This is a genomic window from Kitasatospora sp. NPDC048545, from assembly GCF_040651155.1.
In the GTDB taxonomy this organism is placed as follows: Bacteria; Actinomycetota; Actinomycetes; order Streptomycetales; family Streptomycetaceae; genus Kitasatospora.
Genome location: NZ_JBEZIQ010000009.1, coordinates 125,428 through 142,039 on the forward strand (window position 1 = coordinate 125,428; position 16,612 = coordinate 142,039).

The 16,612-nt window shown below is 76.1% G+C and carries 14 protein-coding genes; 9 read left to right on the forward strand and 5 right to left on the reverse strand.

Annotated elements, in window-relative coordinates:
• Positions 1–110 precede the first annotated feature (110 nt).
• The 5 genes from AB0D10_RS11575 to AB0D10_RS11595 all read left to right on the forward strand — a co-directional run bounded on the left by AB0D10_RS11575 (position 111) and on the right by AB0D10_RS11595 (position 3,280).
• Entirely contained in the window at positions 111–1,460 is a 1,350-nt protein-coding gene (locus AB0D10_RS11575; RefSeq protein ID WP_360254553.1) for a serine hydrolase, read from the forward strand.
• Positions 1,461–1,476: 16 nt separating this feature from the next.
• A complete protein-coding gene (locus AB0D10_RS11580) occupies positions 1,477–2,052 on the forward strand; it encodes a hypothetical protein (RefSeq protein WP_360254417.1) in 576 nt (191 codons plus the stop codon).
• A gap of 2 nt (positions 2,053–2,054) precedes the next feature.
• Positions 2,055–2,258, forward strand: coding sequence for a hypothetical protein (locus tag AB0D10_RS11585; RefSeq protein ID WP_360254419.1), 204 nt, complete (start codon positions 2,055–2,057; stop codon positions 2,256–2,258).
• Between the two features lie 49 nt (positions 2,259–2,307).
• Positions 2,308–2,718: a PPOX class F420-dependent oxidoreductase gene (locus tag AB0D10_RS11590; protein ID WP_360254421.1), complete on the forward strand. Its 411-nt coding sequence runs from the start codon at positions 2,308–2,310 to the stop codon at positions 2,716–2,718.
• A 157-nt stretch (positions 2,719–2,875) separates the two neighbouring features.
• On the forward strand, positions 2,876–3,280 hold the full coding sequence (locus AB0D10_RS11595) for an NTP pyrophosphohydrolase (protein WP_360254423.1): 405 nt from the start codon (positions 2,876–2,878) through the stop codon (positions 3,278–3,280).
• On the opposite strand, the gene AB0D10_RS11600 is transcribed toward AB0D10_RS11595, so the two are convergent.
• Positions 3,281–4,984, reverse strand: coding sequence for a TROVE domain-containing protein (locus tag AB0D10_RS11600; RefSeq protein ID WP_360254425.1), 1,704 nt, complete (start codon positions 4,982–4,984; stop codon positions 3,281–3,283).
• Between the two features lie 376 nt (positions 4,985–5,360).
• On the opposite strand from AB0D10_RS11600, the gene AB0D10_RS11605 reads away from it, so the two are divergent.
• The 3 genes from AB0D10_RS11605 to AB0D10_RS11615 are packed head-to-tail and all read left to right on the forward strand — an operon-like array spanning position 5,361 to position 8,337.
• Entirely contained in the window at positions 5,361–5,552 is a 192-nt protein-coding gene (locus tag AB0D10_RS11605; RefSeq protein ID WP_360254427.1) for a hypothetical protein, read from the forward strand.
• The gene (locus AB0D10_RS11610) at positions 5,549–7,855 is read left to right on the forward strand and encodes a heavy metal translocating P-type ATPase (protein WP_360254429.1); all 2,307 of its coding nucleotides are present in this window, start codon (positions 5,549–5,551) and stop codon (positions 7,853–7,855) included. The genes AB0D10_RS11605 and AB0D10_RS11610 overlap by 4 nt, the downstream gene beginning before the upstream one ends.
• The gene (locus AB0D10_RS11615) at positions 7,852–8,337 is read left to right on the forward strand and encodes a copper chaperone PCu(A)C (RefSeq protein WP_360254431.1); all 486 of its coding nucleotides are present in this window, start codon (positions 7,852–7,854) and stop codon (positions 8,335–8,337) included. Before AB0D10_RS11610 ends, AB0D10_RS11615 begins: the two co-directional genes overlap by 4 nt.
• Positions 8,338–8,370: 33 nt before the next feature.
• Here the strand turns inward: AB0D10_RS11615 and AB0D10_RS11620 are convergent, their stop codons facing one another.
• Positions 8,371–9,246: a universal stress protein gene (locus AB0D10_RS11620; RefSeq protein ID WP_360254433.1), complete on the reverse strand. Its 876-nt coding sequence runs from the start codon at positions 9,244–9,246 to the stop codon at positions 8,371–8,373.
• A 330-nt stretch (positions 9,247–9,576) separates the two neighbouring features.
• On the opposite strand from AB0D10_RS11620, the gene AB0D10_RS11625 reads away from it, so the two are divergent.
• Complete coding sequence (locus AB0D10_RS11625; RefSeq protein ID WP_360254555.1) at positions 9,577–11,274, forward strand: GAF domain-containing protein; 1,698 nt, start codon at positions 9,577–9,579, stop codon at positions 11,272–11,274.
• A 116-nt stretch (positions 11,275–11,390) separates the two neighbouring features.
• Here AB0D10_RS11625 and AB0D10_RS11630 read toward each other — a convergent pair whose 3' ends face one another.
• The 3 genes from AB0D10_RS11630 to AB0D10_RS11640 all read right to left on the reverse strand — a co-directional run bounded on the left by AB0D10_RS11630 (position 11,391) and on the right by AB0D10_RS11640 (position 16,593).
• Positions 11,391–12,755 carry a carotenoid oxygenase family protein gene (locus AB0D10_RS11630; RefSeq protein WP_360254435.1) on the reverse strand — a complete coding sequence of 455 codons (1,365 nt, stop codon included), beginning with the start codon at positions 12,753–12,755 and terminating at the stop codon, positions 11,391–11,393.
• A 164-nt stretch (positions 12,756–12,919) separates the two neighbouring features.
• The gene (locus AB0D10_RS11635) at positions 12,920–14,425 is read right to left on the reverse strand and encodes an MFS transporter (RefSeq protein ID WP_360254437.1); all 1,506 of its coding nucleotides are present in this window, start codon (positions 14,423–14,425) and stop codon (positions 12,920–12,922) included.
• A gap of 167 nt (positions 14,426–14,592) precedes the next feature.
• Positions 14,593–16,593, reverse strand: coding sequence for an ATP-binding protein (locus AB0D10_RS11640; protein WP_360254439.1), 2,001 nt, complete (start codon positions 16,591–16,593; stop codon positions 14,593–14,595).
• Between the last annotated feature and the right edge of the window lie 19 nt (positions 16,594–16,612).

The following is a 16,612-nucleotide window of genomic DNA, read 5'->3' on the forward strand; positions in this document are numbered from 1 at the left end:
AGCGGTCCGCGTGTGTGCAGCCGAGACACGAGCGGCGCAGGCCCCGGTACGTCACCGGGGTCGCGGCCGGCGCCGCCGCATCGGCGCTGGCGCTCGCCGTCGGGGGTCCGATGGCCCTCACCGCGTTCGGGCAGGACGGCGCCGCAGTGGTCGGCGGGGAGCGCCTCGGCAGCCCCGACGTCCAGGTCGCGCCGCTCAGCGGGGCGCCCGCACTGCCGGCCGAGCTGTCCGGCCGCTCCTGGCTGGTCGCCGACGCCGGGACCGGCGAGGTACTCGCCGCCCGCAACGCCCATCTGCCGATGCCTCCGGCCAGTACGCTGAAGATGCTGTTCGCCGACACCGTGATGACCAGGTTCGACCGCTCCCTGGAACACAAGGTCACCCCGGCCGAACTGGCCGACCTCGGCGCCGGCAGCAGCCTGGTCGGTGTCAAGGAGAACCTGCCGTACCGGGTCGAGGACCTCTGGCGGGGCGTCTTCCTCAGTTCCGGCAACGACGCCGTCCACGTCCTCGCCCACATGAACGGCGGCATCCAGCAGACCGTCGCCGACATGCAGGCCCGCGCCCGCGCCCTGCAGGCGAAGGACACCAAGGTGGCCTCGCCCGACGGGTACGACATGGACGGTCAGGTCTCCTCCGCCTACGACCTCACCCTGTTCGCCCGGGCCGGGCTGCGCAACGCCGACTTCCGCTCCTACTGCGCCACCCGCACCGCGAGCTTCCCCGGCGGGCTGGACAAGCTCACCGGCCAGCGCACCAGCTTCGACATCGCCAACACCGACCGGCTGCTCGGCAAGTACCCGGGCCTGATCGGCGTCAAGAACGGCTACACCACCAACGCGGGCGCCACCTTCACCGGCGCCGCGGAACGGGGCGGCCGCACCCTGCTGGTGACGGTGATGCACCCGGAGGCGCAGGGCAAGGTCTACGACGAGGCCGCCAGCCTCCTCGACTGGGGCTTCGCGGCGGCCGGGAAGGTCCAGCCGGTCGGGCAGCTGGTCCAGGACACCGCCGCCCCGGCCGCCACCGCTCCCGGGGGCTCCTCCGCCGCCCCGGAAGCCGCGGCCGCCTCCCAGCTGCCCCCGTGGTCCCGGCCGCCCGTCGTCAGCGGCGACGGCCCCGGCCTCGCCCCCGCCGTCTGGACGGCCGCCGTCCTCGGCACCGTCCTCGCCGTGTGGGCCACCGCCCGTGCCGCGGCCCGCCACCGCGCCGTCCCCTCCCGCACCCGGCCCGCCAGAGCCACAGCCCAGGCCCAGGCCCCGGCCGGCCCGGCGTACCGCGGCAGGCCGGCCTCCGTCGGCCCCGCCACCACCGGCCCGGCGTACCGCGGCAGCGCGACCGCCGTGGGCGGCGCCACCGGCGTCGGTGGCCGGGGCCACCGCCGCCTGACCCGCCGCGCCCGCGCCCTGCTCCGCCGTGCCCGCACCACCCGCGCCGCCCGCACCGCCCGGTCCCGGTGAGCGACCGGGGCGGGCCGTGGAACTCTGGCTGCTGAACCACCTCTCCACCGCCCTGCTCGCGCTGCTGGTGGTCGGCGGCCTCGTCATGCCGGCCCTGCTGGGCAGCGTCCTCACCACCCGCCGCTTCCCGTCCCTCGCCGGGGGCGAGAACAACGACATGGTGGGCGTGGTGCTCGGCATGTTCGGGGCGATCTACGGCATCATCCTCGCCTTCGTCATCGTCAACCGGTGGACGGAACTGCAGGACACCCAGAAGGTGGTCTCCACCGAGGCGACGGCGATCTCCCGGATCGTCCGGGACGCCCGGGCCTTCCCGCCCGACGTCCGGACCACCGTGGACGCCGCGGTCCGCGACTACGTGCACGGCGTGGTCGAACAGGGGTGGCCGCTGATGAGGGCCGGCCGCGGCGACTTCTCGGTGACGGCCACCGAGGTGGACACGTTGTACGCGGCACTGCGCCGGTACGAGCCGCAGTCCGCGTCCGAGCAGGCCTTCTACGCCGAGGCCCCGGACAGCCTCAACGACGCGGCCGGCCGGCGCCGCGCCCGCATCAACAAGAGCCTCGACGAACTGCCCGTGCCCGGGCGCTGATCGTGGGCGGCGCGCTGGTGATCCTCCTGCTGACCCTGCTGTACGGGATCCGCAGCCGACGGGTGCGGCTGCTGTTCGTCGGGGCGGTGGCCGCGCCGATCGGATTCAGGCTGCCGCTCGTCCTGGTGCTGGACCGTCCCTTCGCCGGGGACCTGTGCGTCCCCCCGACCCCGTTCGAGCAGAGCGCGCTCGCACGGTTCTGGTGATCACGCCCGGTGATCGCCGCAGCGTCCCGCGCCCTCTAGACTTCCGGCCATGACCACGCCCGATCCCTCCGCCTCGGACCGGCTCGCCCGGATCGTCCGGCTCTCCTCCGGGAGCTACCTGCTCGTCACCACGTACAAGAAGGACGGCACCACGGTGCCGACCCCGGTGTGGGTGGTCCGTGACGGGGAGGCGCTCGGCATCTGGACCGTCGCGGACTCGTGGAAGGTCAAGCGGATCCGCAACCGTGCCGACGTGCTGGTCGGCCCGTGCGACGTCAAGGGACGGCCGACCGGCGAGCAGTACCCGGCGACCGCCGAGATCCTCGGCCCCGAGCGCACCGCCGCCTACCGCACCCTGCTGCGCCAGAAGTACGGCCTGGTCGGGGTGCTCACCCTGCTCGGCAGCCGGCTGCGCCGCGGCGAGCGCGGCACCGTGGGCATCCGGATCACCCTGGCCTGAGACCGGCCCGGAACGGGCTCGCGTCCGTCTCTCTCCCCTGCCGGCTCGCCGTGACACACCGGCGGGCCGTGACGCGCCGTCCCCGGGTGCGGGAACGGCTCCGGCCCACTCCCGCTCCGGTCGGCGGCCGCCGGCGCGGGTGGCAGCCTTGGTGGCCATGGACGAGGAAGAGAACGAGCAGGCGCCGACGCTGCTGGTGGTGGACGGCGCGAACGTGGTCGGGTCGGTGCCCGACGGCTGGTGGCGGGACCGGCGGGGCGCCGCCGAGCGGCTGCGGGACGGGCTGGTCGCCGTCGCCGGGCGGGGGCTGGCGGAGCATCCGGGCCCGCTGGAGGTGGTGCTGGTCGTGGAGGGCGCGGCGCGGGGCGTGACCGGACTGCCAGAGGTGCGGGTGGTCGAGGCGGACGGCAGCGGGGACGACCGGATCGTGGAGGTGGTCCGGGCGGCCCGTGCCGAACACCCGGACCGGACCTGCGTGGTGGTCACCGCCGACCGTGGACTGCGCGCCCGCGTCGGTGCGCTGGGCGCGGCCGTGACCGGGCCGCGCAGCGTGCGGCCCTGATCACTCCCAGGGCCAGGCGACGGTGCGGCCGCGTTCCAGCAGCGGGACGAGCGCGAACGACGCGTCGCCGAGGCCGCCGAAGGTGTAGCGGTGCGGGCCCGGGGCGTTGTGGCCGGTGACGTACCCGGCGAGGTTCCAGGTGTAGACCGGGACCTCTTCCGGGACGGGTGCGAAGACGTCGTCCGACGGCCCGTGGGCCTGCTCGTCGGTCACCACGACGACCCGGTCGTGGTCCCGGTAGTGCGCGCGGACCGCGGCGGCCGTGTGGGTGCCGCCGAGGTTGCGGAAGCGCCGCAGGGTCTGCAGCACCGACGGCTCCGGTGTGATCACGCCGCTGCCGGAGCCGAACTGGACCAGGTCGGCCCGCTCGGCCCGTAGGGCCAGTGCCGTGCCGAAGACGGCGGCGGTGTCGGCCCGGTTGAGCTTGGTGCGGGCGGACGGCTGGTCGAACATCGAGCCCGAGCGGTCCACCAGCACCAGGGTCCGGCCGGGCAGCGCCGGGACGCCGGCCAGCGAGTGGCCGAGGGCGGTCTCCAGGGCGTCGGCCCAGCGCGGCGCGCCGGCCGCCCGGTGGGCGGCCAGGAAGCGGAACGGGAACTGCCGGGAGCGCCGCACCTCCTCCGGGTCGGCGATCCGGCGGGCCGCCTCCGCGGCGACCTCGTCGGACACTCCGGCCTCGTCGAAGTTGCGCAGGTTGCGGACCAGCGCCATCGGCCCCATCGAGGGGATGACGGCCTCCCAGGCTGCGGCGTCCAGCGGGCCCTGCAGCCAGCCGGCCAGGGCCTCCCAGGTCATCCCGGCCTCCGCGAGGCGGTCCGCCCCGCCGGGCTCGGTGACCAGCGCGCGGCGGTCGTCCGCCGGGACGGCGAGCAGGGCGTGGTGGGCGCTCAGCAGGCGCTCGTCGGCCGGCGGCACGGCCCGGCCGGGGCGGTGCCGCCGGTCCAGGGCGTGCCGGAACAGCGCGCCCTGCCAGGGTTTGGCCGGGTCGGGCGCGGGGTGGGTGAGTTCCAGGACGTCACCGAAGCGGAAGCGGTGCGAGGGGGTGTCGTACTTCAGCAGGGCGCGGCCGGTGTAGAGCCGGCGGACGGCGTCGCCGATGCCCCGGCGCAGCGGCTGGGGCAGCCGGCGGCCGTACCGGGCGGTCCAGTGCTCCAGCAACTCCCCCGGCTCGTCCGGACGTTGGAGCACCGCGTCGACGGCCTGCCGGGAGAAGCCGGCGCAACCGGCCGCGGCCCTGGCGTGGACGAACTCGACGGCGCCGACGACCGCGGCGGTCCGGATCCGGGCCTCGGCGCGCAGCCAGCGCAGCAGCCCGAGGGTCCACTGCGGGTCGCTCACGGCGTGCTCGCGGATCAGCCCGAGGTAGCGCTCGTCGCGTTCGGCGGCTCCCTCGTAGAAGCTGCCCTGCCCGTACAGGTGGGAGACGGCGAGCAGGAACAGCTCCGACTTCGGCTCCCGGACGTACCCGGTCCCGCCCTGGTGGTTGGTGACCGCCCCGCCCCGCCCGGGCCGGCCACCCGGGGCGGCGGCCCGGAGCGAGAGGACCGGGGGCGGCGGCAGCCGCAGGTGGGCGACCTCGGGTACCGGCCACAGGCCGTCGGTGGCGAGCGGGGAGGAAACCCCGCGCCTGGTGAGTCCCGGTAGTTCTCGCTGGATCTCGGCCCTGGTGGCGGCCTTGGTCCGTTGGCGGTTGAACCGGGTCATGCAGAGGTCCCCCTGGTGGGTGGTCGGGCTGGGGCGGGGTGCGGCGGTCGGCGGTGTGCGTCGGTGTGCCGCGGTCGGCGGTGTGCGGCGCCGTGCGACGGTCAGTGGTTCGGGGTGCGGTGCGGGCGCACGCGCGGACGGGCGCGGGCCGACACGGGCACACGCCGAAGCGGGCGCCTCCCGGGATCGGAAGTGGCACCGGTGGCACTTGTGTTGCTGTCAGAGGAAGTAACCGGGGCCGGGCGCATCGGGAGGCGCCGTCCCGGACGCTACCGGGCCGGGTGGCGGTCCGTCATCCGATTTAGTTCGGCGACTTCGCCGCGGGGATTTCGGACCGTACGGGAACCGATCGCGGGGCCCGTCCGACTGCTGGGAGGTGAGTGCGAAATCGCCGGGTGTCCGGCCGTCGAGTGTGCTGGCGGGGTTCGCCCTGCTGCTGGTGGTGGTGTTCGTGGTGGCCTACGGAGTGGGCCGGCAGGTGGGGCCGGTGTCGCCCGGGCTGCGGCCGGGCAGCGGGGGCGGGGCGTCGCCGGGAATGAACGGGCACGGCATGGGCGGGATGCGGTGAGCGCCGTCGCGGAGCCCGCGGCCCTGGTCTCCACCGACCTGGCGGTCGGCGGGATGACCTGCGCGGCGTGCGTGGGCCGGGTGGAGAAGCGGCTGGGCCGGATCGACGGGGTGACGGCCGGGGTGAACCTGGCGACCGGCCGGGCCCGGGTGCTGCACCCGGCCGGGGTGCCGGTCGCCGAGCTGGTGGCGGCGGTCGAGCGGGCGGGGTACACCGCCGAGCCGGTGCCCGAGGGGGTGCCGGTCGGGGCGGTGGCGGCGGAGGAGCCGGACGAGCGCCTGCGGCTGCTGGTGACCGCGCTGCTCGCCGTCCCGGTGCTGGTGCTGTCGATGGTGCCCGCGCTGCAGTTCACCGCCTGGCAGTGGGTGTGCTTCGGGCTGGCCGTCCCGGTGGTCACCTGGGGTTCGGCCGCGTTCCACCGGCGGGCGTGGCAGGGGCTGCGGCACGCGGCGGCGACCATGGACACCCTGGTCAGCCTGGGGGTGGTGGCCTCCTTCGGGTGGTCGGCGTACGCGCTGGTGTTCGGCGGGGCCGGGGATCCGGGCATGCGGATGCCGTTCTCGCTGACCGCGGACGGCGGTGGCGCAGCGCACGTGTACCTGGAGGCGGCGGTCGGGGTGCCGCTGTTCGTGCTGGCCGGGCGGCTGCTGGAGGGCCGGGTGCGGCGGCGCAGCGGTTCCGCGCTGCGGGCGCTGGCCGAGCTGGGCGCCAAGCGGGTGTGCCTGCGCGGGGCGGACGGCGAGGAGCGCCTGGTGCCGGTCGAACTGCTGCTGCCCGGGCAGGAGTTCGTGGTGCGCCCGGGTGAGCGGGTGGCCACCGACGGAGTGGTGGTGGAGGGCGGTTCGGCGCTCGACCTGAGCCTGCTGACCGGGGAGAGCGTACCGGTCGAGGTCGGCCCCGGGGACCGGGTGGCGGGCTCGACGGTGAACGTCGGCGGCGCGCTGGTGGTCCGGGCGACGGCCGTCGGCGCGGACACCCGGCTGGCCCGGATCACCGCCCTGGTGGCGGACGCGCAGGCCGGCAAGGCCCGGGCGCAGCGGCTGGCGGACGCGGTGGCCGGGGTGTTCGTGCCCTGCGTGCTGACGGTCGCGGCCTCCGTACTGGGCTTCTGGCTGGGCGCGGGCGCGGCCCCGCAGGCGGCGGTGACGGCAGCCGTCGCGGTGCTGGTGGTGGCCTGCCCGTGCGCGCTCGGCCTCGCGACGCCGACGGCGCTGCTGGCGGCGACCGGGCGGGGCGCGGAGCTGGGCGTGCTGGTGCGCGGCCCGGAGGTGCTGGAGAGCCTGCGCCGGGTGGACACCGTGGTGATGGACAAGACCGGGACGCTGACGACCGGCCGGATGGAGCTGGCCGAGGTGACCGCCGCCGGCGGCGCCGGGCCCGACCGGACCGACGCGCCCGACGACGCCGGGGCGCGGGAGGCGCTGCGGCTCGCGGGCGCGGTCGAGCACCGCTCCGAGCACCCGATCGGGCGGGCCGTCGCGGCGGCGGCCCGGGAACGCTGCGGCGCCCTGCCGCCGGTGGACGGCTTCGCGGCCGTCGCCGGGCTCGGGGTGTCCGGAACGGTCGAGGGCCGGGCCGTCCGGGTGGTCCGTCCGGACGGCGCCGTGCTGCCGCCGGTGCTGGCCGAGGCCGTGGCACGGGCCGGGGACGCGGGCCGTACGGCCGTCGCGGTCGAACTGGACGGGGAGCCGGCGGCCGTGCTGGCGGTCGGCGACACGCTGCGCCCCGGCAGTTGGCGGGCGCTGCACCGGCTGCGCGGGATGGGCCTGGACACCGTCCTGCTGACCGGGGACGGCCCGGGCGCCGCCCGGGCGGTGGCGCAGGAGCTGGGCATCAAGCGGGTGCACGACTCGGCCTCGCCGGAGCGCAAGGCCGAGGTGGTGGCCGACCTGCGCGCCGCCGGGCGGACGGTGGCGGTGGTCGGCGACGGCGTCAACGACGCGGTCGCCCTGGCCTCGGCCGACCTCGGGGTGGCGCTGGCCTCGGGCAGCGACGCCGCGATCGGCGCGGCCGGGCTGACCCTGGTGCGCGGTGACGTCGAGGCGGTGGTGGACGCCGTACGGCTGGCGCGCCGGACCCTCGCGACGATCCGGGCCAACCTGCTGTGGGCCTTCGGTTACAACCTGGTGCTGATCCCGCTGGCCGCGGTCGGGCTGCTCAACCCGATGCTGGCGGCAGTCGCGATGTCGCTCAGCTCGCTGCTCGTGGTGGGCAACAGCCTGCGGCTGCGCACCTGGGAGCCCGGCCGGGGCGGCCCGGGACGCGGCACCGGCTTCGGCGGCCGGAAGGGCGGGCGGCGGTGAGCGTGTTCGAACGGCTGAAGGTCGCCGGCCCACCGGTCGGCGCGGCGGCTCTGGCGCTGGTCCTGCTCACCGGGTGGACGGCGGCCGGCGGGGCCGGCCGGACCCGCCCGGTGGAGGCCGCACCGGGCTGGGTGCTGCTGCCGGCGGCGGGCGCCGCCCCGGCCACAGCGGCCTTCTTCACGATCCGCAACCCGGGCGACGTACCGGACGAACTGATCGGCGCCGAATGGGAGTTCGGCGGGAGGATCACCCTGAAGCGGCACCTCCACCAGGGCGCGGCGGGCCGCTGGGAGCCGGTCCCGGCGCTGCCCGTCCCGGGCCGCGGCGAACTGGTGATGTCCCCGGAGGACGCGGACCTGATGATCGCCGACCCGCCGCCGCTGCGGGAAGGCCAGTGGGCGGGGTTCACCCTCACCTTCCGCCACAGCCCCGAACTCCGGCTCAGGGCCCGGGTGCTGGCGGCGGCGGACCGGCCGCGCTGAGCCGCGGCGTTCGGTACGCGGCGACCGGTCACCTCACCCGTGCGGGACGACCGCGACCGGCGCCTCGGCGTGGTGCAGCACCGCGTGCGCGACCCGGCCGAGCCGGGGGCCGACGTCGATCGGGCGGCGGCGCCGGCCGATCACCACCAGCGAGGCCCCGGCGGAGGCCTCGACCAGCGCGCGGGCCTCGCCCAGCCGGACCTCCTCGACCACGTCCACGCCCGGGTACTGCTCGCGCGGCCCGGCCAGGGCGAGCGAGAGCAGCTTGGTCTCCAGCGCCTCCAACTGGCCGATCTCGCCCGCCGGGACGGCCCCGCCGGCGTACCCGAACAGCGGCGGGAGCTCCCAGCCGTGCACCGCCCGGAGCCGGGCGCCGCGCAGGACCGCCTCGTGGAAGGCGAAGTCGAGCACCTCCTCCTCCGGGTCGTGCGCATCGACGCCGACCACCACCTCGGCCGTGCCCGGCGCGCTCTCCCCGGTGTCGCGCACCACGACCACCGGCACGGCGCTGCGTCCGGCCACCGACCGGCTGACCGAACCGAGCAGCAGTCCGGTGAAGCCGCCGCGGCCGCGCGAGCCGAGCACCAGCAGCCCCGCGTCCGCGGCGGCGGCGACCAGGCCGTCGACCGGCGCGTCCAGTACCGCGTCGGTCCGCACGTCCAGCTCCGGGTGGCGCCCGCGGATGTCCTCGGACGCCTCGGCCAGGGTCCGCTGGACGGCGTCGGGCAGGTCGTCCGGCTCGGCGAAGGTGGACACGCCGTCGGTCAGCCACGGCCAGGCGTGCACCAGCCGCAGGGTCCCGCCGCGGCGCACCGCCTCCTCGGCGGCCCAGTGGGCGGCGGCGGCGCTCTGCGGCGACCCGTCGACCCCGGCCAGCACGGTCGACGTCAGCTCGCTTCGCTCGGTCATGAGCGTTCCTCCACGGTGTCGGCACTCGATGGTTCGGCGCTGGCGGCGGGGAGTCCTGACGCCCCGTCCGCTCCTCCCCCACCCTGGCAGCCGCGTCCGGCGCCGCGACAGAGGCCGCAGGACCCTCGGCGACGGGACGAAAGGCCCGCCCGCGGAGCCTACGACCGACCCCGCCGTACACTCCGGCGACACCCTGCCACTACCGTGAACAGGGCAATCCCGCTGGTCGGATGCCGACCGGGCCGGGTCGGGGGCGGGGGCCCGCCGGGGCGGGACGGGAGCGGGACGACGAGGAGGACGACGGTGGGCGGAGCGGACGGCGGCGCGCGGATGCCCCGGCTGCGCCTGGACGAGCTGCTGGAGGAACTCCAGTGGCGGATCGACGCGGCGCGCGGGACGCAGAACCGGGTGCACAGCCTGCTGGAGGCGGTGCTCGCGGTCGGGCGTGAGCTGGACCTGGCGCAGGCACTGCACCGGATCGTCGAGGCGGCCGCGGACCTGGTGGACGCCCGGTACGGGGCGCTGGGGGTGATCGGGCCGGACGGGCACTCGCTGTCGCAGTTCCTGACCGTGGGTCTGACCGAGGAGGAGATGGCCGAGATCGGCCCGCCGCCGTCCGGCCGGGGCATCCTCGGGGAGCTGATCCGTGAGCCGCAGCCGTTGCGCTGCCCGGTGCTGTCGGACCACCCGGCCTCGGCCGGCTTCCCGGCGAACCACCCGCCGATGCACACCTTCCTCGGGGTGCCGGTGCGGGTGCACGGCGAGGTGTTCGGCAACCTCTACCTGACCGACAAGCGCGGCGGGCTGGACTTCGACGAGGACGACGAGGCGGTGATCGCCACCCTGGCGGTCGCGGCCGGGGTGGCGATCGACAACGCCCGGCTGTACGAGGAGGCGCAGCTGCGCCAGCGCTGGCTGCGGGCGAGCACCGAGATCACCCGCAGTCTGCTGTCCGGCGCGCCGCGGCTGGAGGTCGTCGAGCTGATCGCCCGGCGGGCCCGGGAGATATCCGGCGCCGAGCTGGCGGACGTCTCGGTGGCGCTGGCGGGGCCGGAGGAGCGGGCCGAGGAGCTGGCCGTGGAGGTCGCGCTGGGCGGCGCGCCGTCGGCGCGGCTGGGGGTGACGGTGCCGGTGGACGGCACGCTGTCCGGTGCCGCGTACGCCTCCGGTTCGCCGGTCACCACGGACGAGCTGGCCGGCGACGCCCGGTTCCCGGCCGGTCCGGCGGGCCGTTTCGACGGGCTGGGTGCGGCGGTGGCGGTGCCGCTGGGCACCGGTGCCGGGTACGGACGGGGTGTGCTGCTGCTGGCCCGGGCACAGGGGCAGCCGGCCTTCGGGCCGGAGGAGACGGGCCCGCTGCTGGGCTTCGCCGATCAGGCCGCGCTGGCCCTGGAGCTGGCCGAACGGCGGCGTGACGCCGAGCAGTTGAACCTGTTGGAGGACCGCGACCGGATCGCCCGGGACCTGCACGACCTGGCGATCCAGCGGCTGTTCGCGACCGGTATGACGCTGCAGAGCGCGGGCCGGCTGATCGAGAGTCCGGCCGCTGCGGACCGGGTGGCCCGGGCGGTGGCGGACCTGGACGAGACCATCAAGATCATCCGTTCGACCATCTTCGGCCTCCGCGCCCACAGCGAGCCCGACCGCGGGCTGCGCGCCCGGGCGACCAGGGCGGTCACCGAGGCGCAGGGCACGCTCGGCTTCGCGCCCCGGCTGAGCATGGAGGGCCTGCTGGACACCGACGTGCCGCCGGAACTGGCCGAGCACGTGGTCGCCGTCCTCGCCGAGGCGCTCAGCAACGCCGCCCGGCACGCGCACGCCTCCCGGGTCGAGGTGACGCTGCGCGCCCTCGCCGGGCGGGTGGTGCTGATCGTCGCCGACGACGGCGTGGGTGTGCCCGAGGGCGGGCGGCGCAGCGGCCTGCGTAACCTCGCCGAGCGGGCCGAGCGGGTCGGCGGGTCCTTCACGGTCGGCCCGGGAGAGGGCGGCGGCACCCGGCTGTCCTGGGAGGCTCCGGTCGGATCCTGAGGCCCGCCCCGGTGGCGGAGGCTTCCCCTGCCCCGGGGCAGGGGAAGCCGACCGGGCGTCCCGGGCGGAAACCCGGGAGCCGTCCGGCCACCGGGTGGAGGCCGGACGGCGCAGGGTCAGGCCTGCGGGGCGCCCGGGCCGTCGTCCGGGATCCAGGACCCGTGGAGGCCCGCGCTCACCCGGTGCGGCAGGTGCACGGTGGCCACCTGGTCGAGGCCGGCGGCGTCCAGGACGACGAGCTGGGAGGCATCCTGCTTGAGGTCCGTCACGACGGTGAGCAGGTAACCGTCGTCCTCACCGGTGGCGTCGGCGGCCGGGACGAACAGGGCCTCGCTGGGCATCCGGGCGTCGCCGATCCGGCGGATGCGACGGGCGCCGGTGACCCGGTCGTACTTGACGACGCCGTAGCTGCCCTGACCCGTCTCGTCGGGGAAGGAGACGGCGTACTGGTAGCGGTTCTCGGCGCCCAGGTACTCCTCGTTGAGGGTCGGGAACTCCACCGGCAGGTCGTCGATGATCCGCTCGTCGACGGTGCCGGCCACCGGGTCGACGAGCCAACGGCGGGTGTAGGAACGGGAGACGGGTTCGCTGCCGCGCCCCGGCGCCCCGGTCCACCAGTTCCAGGACAGGGCGAAGCCCTCGCGGTCGACGGTCGGTCCCTCCAGGACGATCCGGCCGCGCGCGTCCTCGTAGGCGTTGGAGACGTGCAGCATGTTGCCCGGCTCGATGGAGAACCACCGGATGTTCCGGGCGCCGTCCGCGCCGCGCGGCATCACGCCGATCCGGGCCGGCTGCTCGTCCTTCCAGCCGTACGGGATCCCCGAGTGCTCGGTGGGGTCGAAGGTGACGGACCCCTCGACGAACACCACGTGGCCGCGCGTGATCGCGAAGTCGTGCTTGAGCGAGGCGCTCGCCCCGGGCACCTCCACGCTGTCGACGATCCGGCCCTTGGCGTCGGCGACGTGGTAGGTGAGGAACGGCGGGACGGGCGAGGAGCCGAAGAAGTGCAGTTCGCCGGTGACGGGGTCGACCTTGGGGTGGGCGGTCATCGCGGTGCGCAGCTTCCCGCCGAAGTCGTAGGCCCCGACGGTCTCCAGTTCCGGCGTCAGCTCGAAGGGAAGGTTGGCCTCGCACAGCGCCAGCAGGCGCCCACCGTGCTCGATGACGTGGGTGCCGGCGGCGCTGGCGGTCAGGTCCGGGCCGTGCTCGGTCATGTACGGCGCACCGTCCAGCGCGGGGGTGCGCACCCAGCGGTTGCGGTACCACTCGGCGCGTCCGTCGCGCAGCCTCAGGCCGTAGACCATGCCGCTGCCCTTGAACCAGTGGGTCGGGGTGACACCGGGCTTGGGGTTGTGGCTGTTGCGGACCAGCCGGCCGGTGAGCTCGGGGGGCAGGGTGCCCTCGACGGTCAGCCCGGTGGCGGTGACCTCGTCGACGACGGGCGTGTAGTGGCCGGTCAGATAGGGCTTCTGGGCCGTCATGGCGGCTTCCTCTCGATGGATGTGACGGTTGTCCGGACGGTTCCGGGCAGTGGGGTGCGGGTCGGTCCGGATCGGTGGGGTGCGGGTCGGTGGGGTGCGGGTCGGTGGGGTGCGGTGGCGTGCGGGTCGGTGGCGTGCGGTACGGGCCGGTGAGGTCGGCCGGGTCAGGCGGCGGTCCGTCCGACCCGGGGTTCGCGGTGATCGGGCAGCGACGGGGCGGCGGCCGCGACCGCCTTCCCGCCGGTGCACCGGACGAGCAGCGGCGCGAGCAGCGCGGTGGCCGTCAGCACGGCGGCCGAGACCGCGAAGGCGGCGCGGTAGCCGGCGGTGAGCGCCTCCGGATGGGACCCGTGAACGGCCGCGTGGGCGGTGACGGACCCGGCGAGGGTGGTCAGGACGGCCAGGCCGATCGCGCCGCCCACCTGACGGGTGGTGTTGACCAGTCCGCCGGCCAGCCCGGCGTCCCGGGGCGGGACGCCCTCCACCGCCAGCGCGGTGAGCTGGACGAAGGCGGTGCCGAGGCCCAGGCCGATCAGAAGGCTGGGGCCGAGGACGTCGGTGGCGTAGCTGCCCTCGGCGCCGATCCGGGACAGCCACAGCAGACCGGCGGCCTCGGTGAGCAGCGCGGCGGCCGCGGTCGTGGTCGCGCCGAACCGCCGGGCGATCCGCGGCGCCAGCGAGGCGCCGAGCATGTTGGCCCCGGCGAGCGGGAGTTGACTCGCCCCGGTCGCGAGCGGCCCCGATCCGAGGACCTGCTGCTGGTAGAGCGGCAGGAAGAAGAACAGGGCGATCCACACGGAGCCCAGCAGGGCCATCAGGAGGTTGCCGGTGGCCACCCGCCCGGTGGTGAGCAGTCTCGGCGGTATCAGCGCGTTCGGCCGGCGGCGCTCGATCACGGCGAAGGCCACGAGCAGGGCGACCGCGGCGGCCAGCGCGCCCACGACCCGGCCGTCGCCCCAGCCCTCGCTCCGTGCGGTGGTCAGGCCCCAGACCAGGCAGGTCAGGGCGAGCGTGACGGTGAGGGTGCCGGCCAGGTCGAACCGCCCGGACCCCCGGTCGGCCGCAGGTCCGGCGTCCGCCGGCACGAGGGCGACCACGGCCGCGAGGACCAGCGCCGACCCGAGGGCGACCGCGTGGAAGATCCAGGACCAGCCCCACGCCTCGGTGAGCACCCCGCCCAGCAGGACGCCACCCGCGCCGCCCGCGCCGGAGACCGCGCCCCACACCCCCAGGGCCCGGCCGCGCCCCGGGCCGGACGGGTCCTGCGCCAGGGCGAGGGCGAGCGCGGCCGGGGCGATCGCCGCCGCGGCGAGGCCCTGGAGGGCCCGGGCGGTGATCAGCACCTCCGGGGTGGCGGCCAGTCCCGCCGCCAGCGAGGCGGCCGCGAACAGCCCGACCCCGGCGATCAGCACCCGGCGGCGTCCGAGCAGGTCCGCCGCGCGTCCGCCGGCCGGCAGCAGCGCGCCGAACGCCAGGCCGTACGCGTTGACCACCCAGGTGACCGCGCCGTCCGACAGCCCGGTCCCGGCGCGGATCTGGGGCAGTGCGACGTTCACGATCGAGGTGGCGAGCATGACCGTGAACTGGGCTGCGGCGAGTGCCGCGAGCGCCGCTCCCGGTCGCGGGGAACGGCCGGTCGCCGACCCCTTCGGTGTGCGTACGAGGTTCATGCCGCACAGCTTCCGGGCGGGCGCTGTCCACCTGCCAGGGCTGACGGGGACGGGCACTGTCCACCGCTGTCCACACCTGTCCACCGCGCCGTCGGGCACGGCCGGCGGCACGCCCGGCCCGGTGCCCGGCCCCGGGTGCCGGGTGCCGGGCCCCGGGCCCCGGGTGCCTAGTCGGCGCCGTGCAGCTCGCGCTGCCAGAGCGCTTCGCAGAGCAGGTCCAGGCCCTGGCGCAGGTGTCGCCGGTAGGTCCCGTACGGGAGGCCCATCCGGCGGGCGGCCGCCTCCTGGGTGGGCGCGCCGGAGAAGTAGCCCGCTGTCAGGGCCTCCCGGGCGCGCGCGCCGCGCGGGTCCCGGGCGAGCTCGTCCACGGCCTCGCGCAGCAGCGCCCGCAGGTCCTCGACGGGATCGGCCGAGTCGGCCGCCAGCCGGGCCCGCAGCAGCGCGCAGGCGGCGAACGCCCCGGGGTCGCGCCAGTGCGCCAGGGCCTCCCGCACGGCCTGCTCGAAGGCGCTGCGGGAGACCGCCGACGGCGCCTCCTGCACGGGCACGGCCGTGGCCGAGATGAAGTGCCGCAGCCAGGTCTCGACGGGGACGTGACGCCAGTCGACCCCGAACACACCGTAGGTGCGGTCGCCGACCCTCGGCCGGGCACCGGTGTCGGTGAGGCTGCCCCTGACCCGCTCGGCCCACGCGTCGGCGTCCTGCCAGACCGCGAAGCCGTAGGCACGGGCGCGGGCCCGGGCGGACTCGGCCTGGGCGCGGGAACTGCTCAGGTCGATCACGCGGGAGGGCACCTGGTACCGCTCGGGGTAGACCGTGAACCGGCTGATGCCGATGTGCTCGCCGGGGCGCACCGGCGCGGTGGCCTCGGTGTACGCCCACGCCGCGGCCACGACCGGGTCGGCGGCCAGGTCCTCGGGGTCGGCGGGGGCGGGCAGGGCGAGGCGGGCAGTGAACGCCACCACGCGGCCGGTGCTCACCAGGCGGTAGACGCTGAAGGCCTGCGGCTGGCGTCGCGCCCAGTAGCGGACCAGCTCGGCCGAGGCCGGGCCCTCGGTCTGCTCGGCCATGCGCAGCACCACGTCGAGGTCGTCCGGCTGCAGCGGCCGGTCGTGCACCTCGTCCTCGCGGGACCAGGTGCGCAGGCGTGCCACGATCTCGCCCTCCCGGAACAGGTAGAAGAGCTCGTCGGTGACGGTCCAGACCTGCTCCTCGGGTGCCTCCCGGAGCAGGCGCAGGTACTCCTCGGCGAGGCGTTGGCGCATCGCGACGAAGGCGTTGGGGGCGCGCCAGCGCAGGTCGGCGGCCAGGGTCTCGCGGGCGGCGTCGTGCGGGTGGAGCCCGCGGTGGGTGGACTCCATGAAGGGCAGTCCCCGGAGCCAGCCGAACAGCTGGTGGGCGTCCTCCTCGGGCAGCACCGAGGCGAGGAGTTCCTCGGAGGTCGAGTAGGCCTGCGCCGCCAGCTCCAGGGCGCGGCGGTGGGCGGCCGTCGGCACCTCGCCGATCAGGCCGGAGAGCAGGGTGCGCAGGACGTCGGCCGAGGGCGCCCAGACGTCCTCGCGGCTCCAGTCCGACGCCCTGGCGGCGGCCGCGAGCGACAGCGCCAGCGGGTTGCCCCCGGCGAAGCGCAGCACCCGCTCGCGCAGCTGCGGCAGGACCTGCGCCGCGGCCAGCAGGCTCCGGGCCTGCTCCGCGGAGAACGGCTGCAGTTCACGGACCTGCAGCAGCCCGGCCCAGGCGGGGTCGGCGGTCCACTGCGGCTGCGGTGCCAGCCGGCCCGCCAGGACGACCAGGGTGTCGTCGGCGGCGCGGGGCAGGAAACGCTGCCACAGCCAGGTCTCCAGCCACTGGCAGTGCTCGAAGGAGTCGACGAACAGGACCGTCCCGGGCACCTCCAGGAACGGCGCGGCGGCCCGTTCGAAGTCGGCCGGGTCCCGGCTCACGAAGCGGCCGTCCAGTTCCAGCAGCGGCCGGCCCGTCGCCCGGGCGCGGTCCGCCATCCGTCGCAGCAGTGTCGACTTGCCGATGCCGCCGGGGCCGACCACGTGGAACACGAACGGGGACTGCGGATCGCCGGCCAGGGCGCGCGCGAAGCCTTCCAGTTCGTCGTCGCGGCCGATGAAGGCCTGGACCCGTGCGTTGCTCAGTCTCTCCTGGACGGACGCCATGACGGCTCCCTTCTCCGTG

Coding starts and splice junctions, on each gene's coding strand:
- AB0D10_RS11575 (WP_360254553.1), top strand. CDS start 111: ATGGCCCTCACCGCGTTCGGGCAGGACGGCGCCGCAGTGGTCGGCGGG.
- AB0D10_RS11590 (WP_360254421.1), top strand. CDS start 2,308: ATGACCACGCCCGATCCCTCCGCCTCGGACCGGCTCGCCCGGATCGTC.
- AB0D10_RS11595 (WP_360254423.1), top strand. CDS start 2,876: ATGGACGAGGAAGAGAACGAGCAGGCGCCGACGCTGCTGGTGGTGGAC.
- AB0D10_RS11600 (WP_360254425.1), bottom strand. CDS start 4,984: ATGACCCGGTTCAACCGCCAACGGACCAAGGCCGCCACCAGGGCCGAG.
- AB0D10_RS11620 (WP_360254433.1), bottom strand. CDS start 9,246: ATGACCGAGCGAAGCGAGCTGACGTCGACCGTGCTGGCCGGGGTCGAC.
- AB0D10_RS11625 (WP_360254555.1), top strand. CDS start 9,577: ATGCCCCGGCTGCGCCTGGACGAGCTGCTGGAGGAACTCCAGTGGCGG.
- AB0D10_RS11630 (WP_360254435.1), bottom strand. CDS start 12,755: ATGACGGCCCAGAAGCCCTATCTGACCGGCCACTACACGCCCGTCGTC.
- AB0D10_RS11635 (WP_360254437.1), bottom strand. CDS start 14,425: ATGAACCTCGTACGCACACCGAAGGGGTCGGCGACCGGCCGTTCCCCG.
- AB0D10_RS11640 (WP_360254439.1), bottom strand. CDS start 16,593: ATGGCGTCCGTCCAGGAGAGACTGAGCAACGCACGGGTCCAGGCCTTC.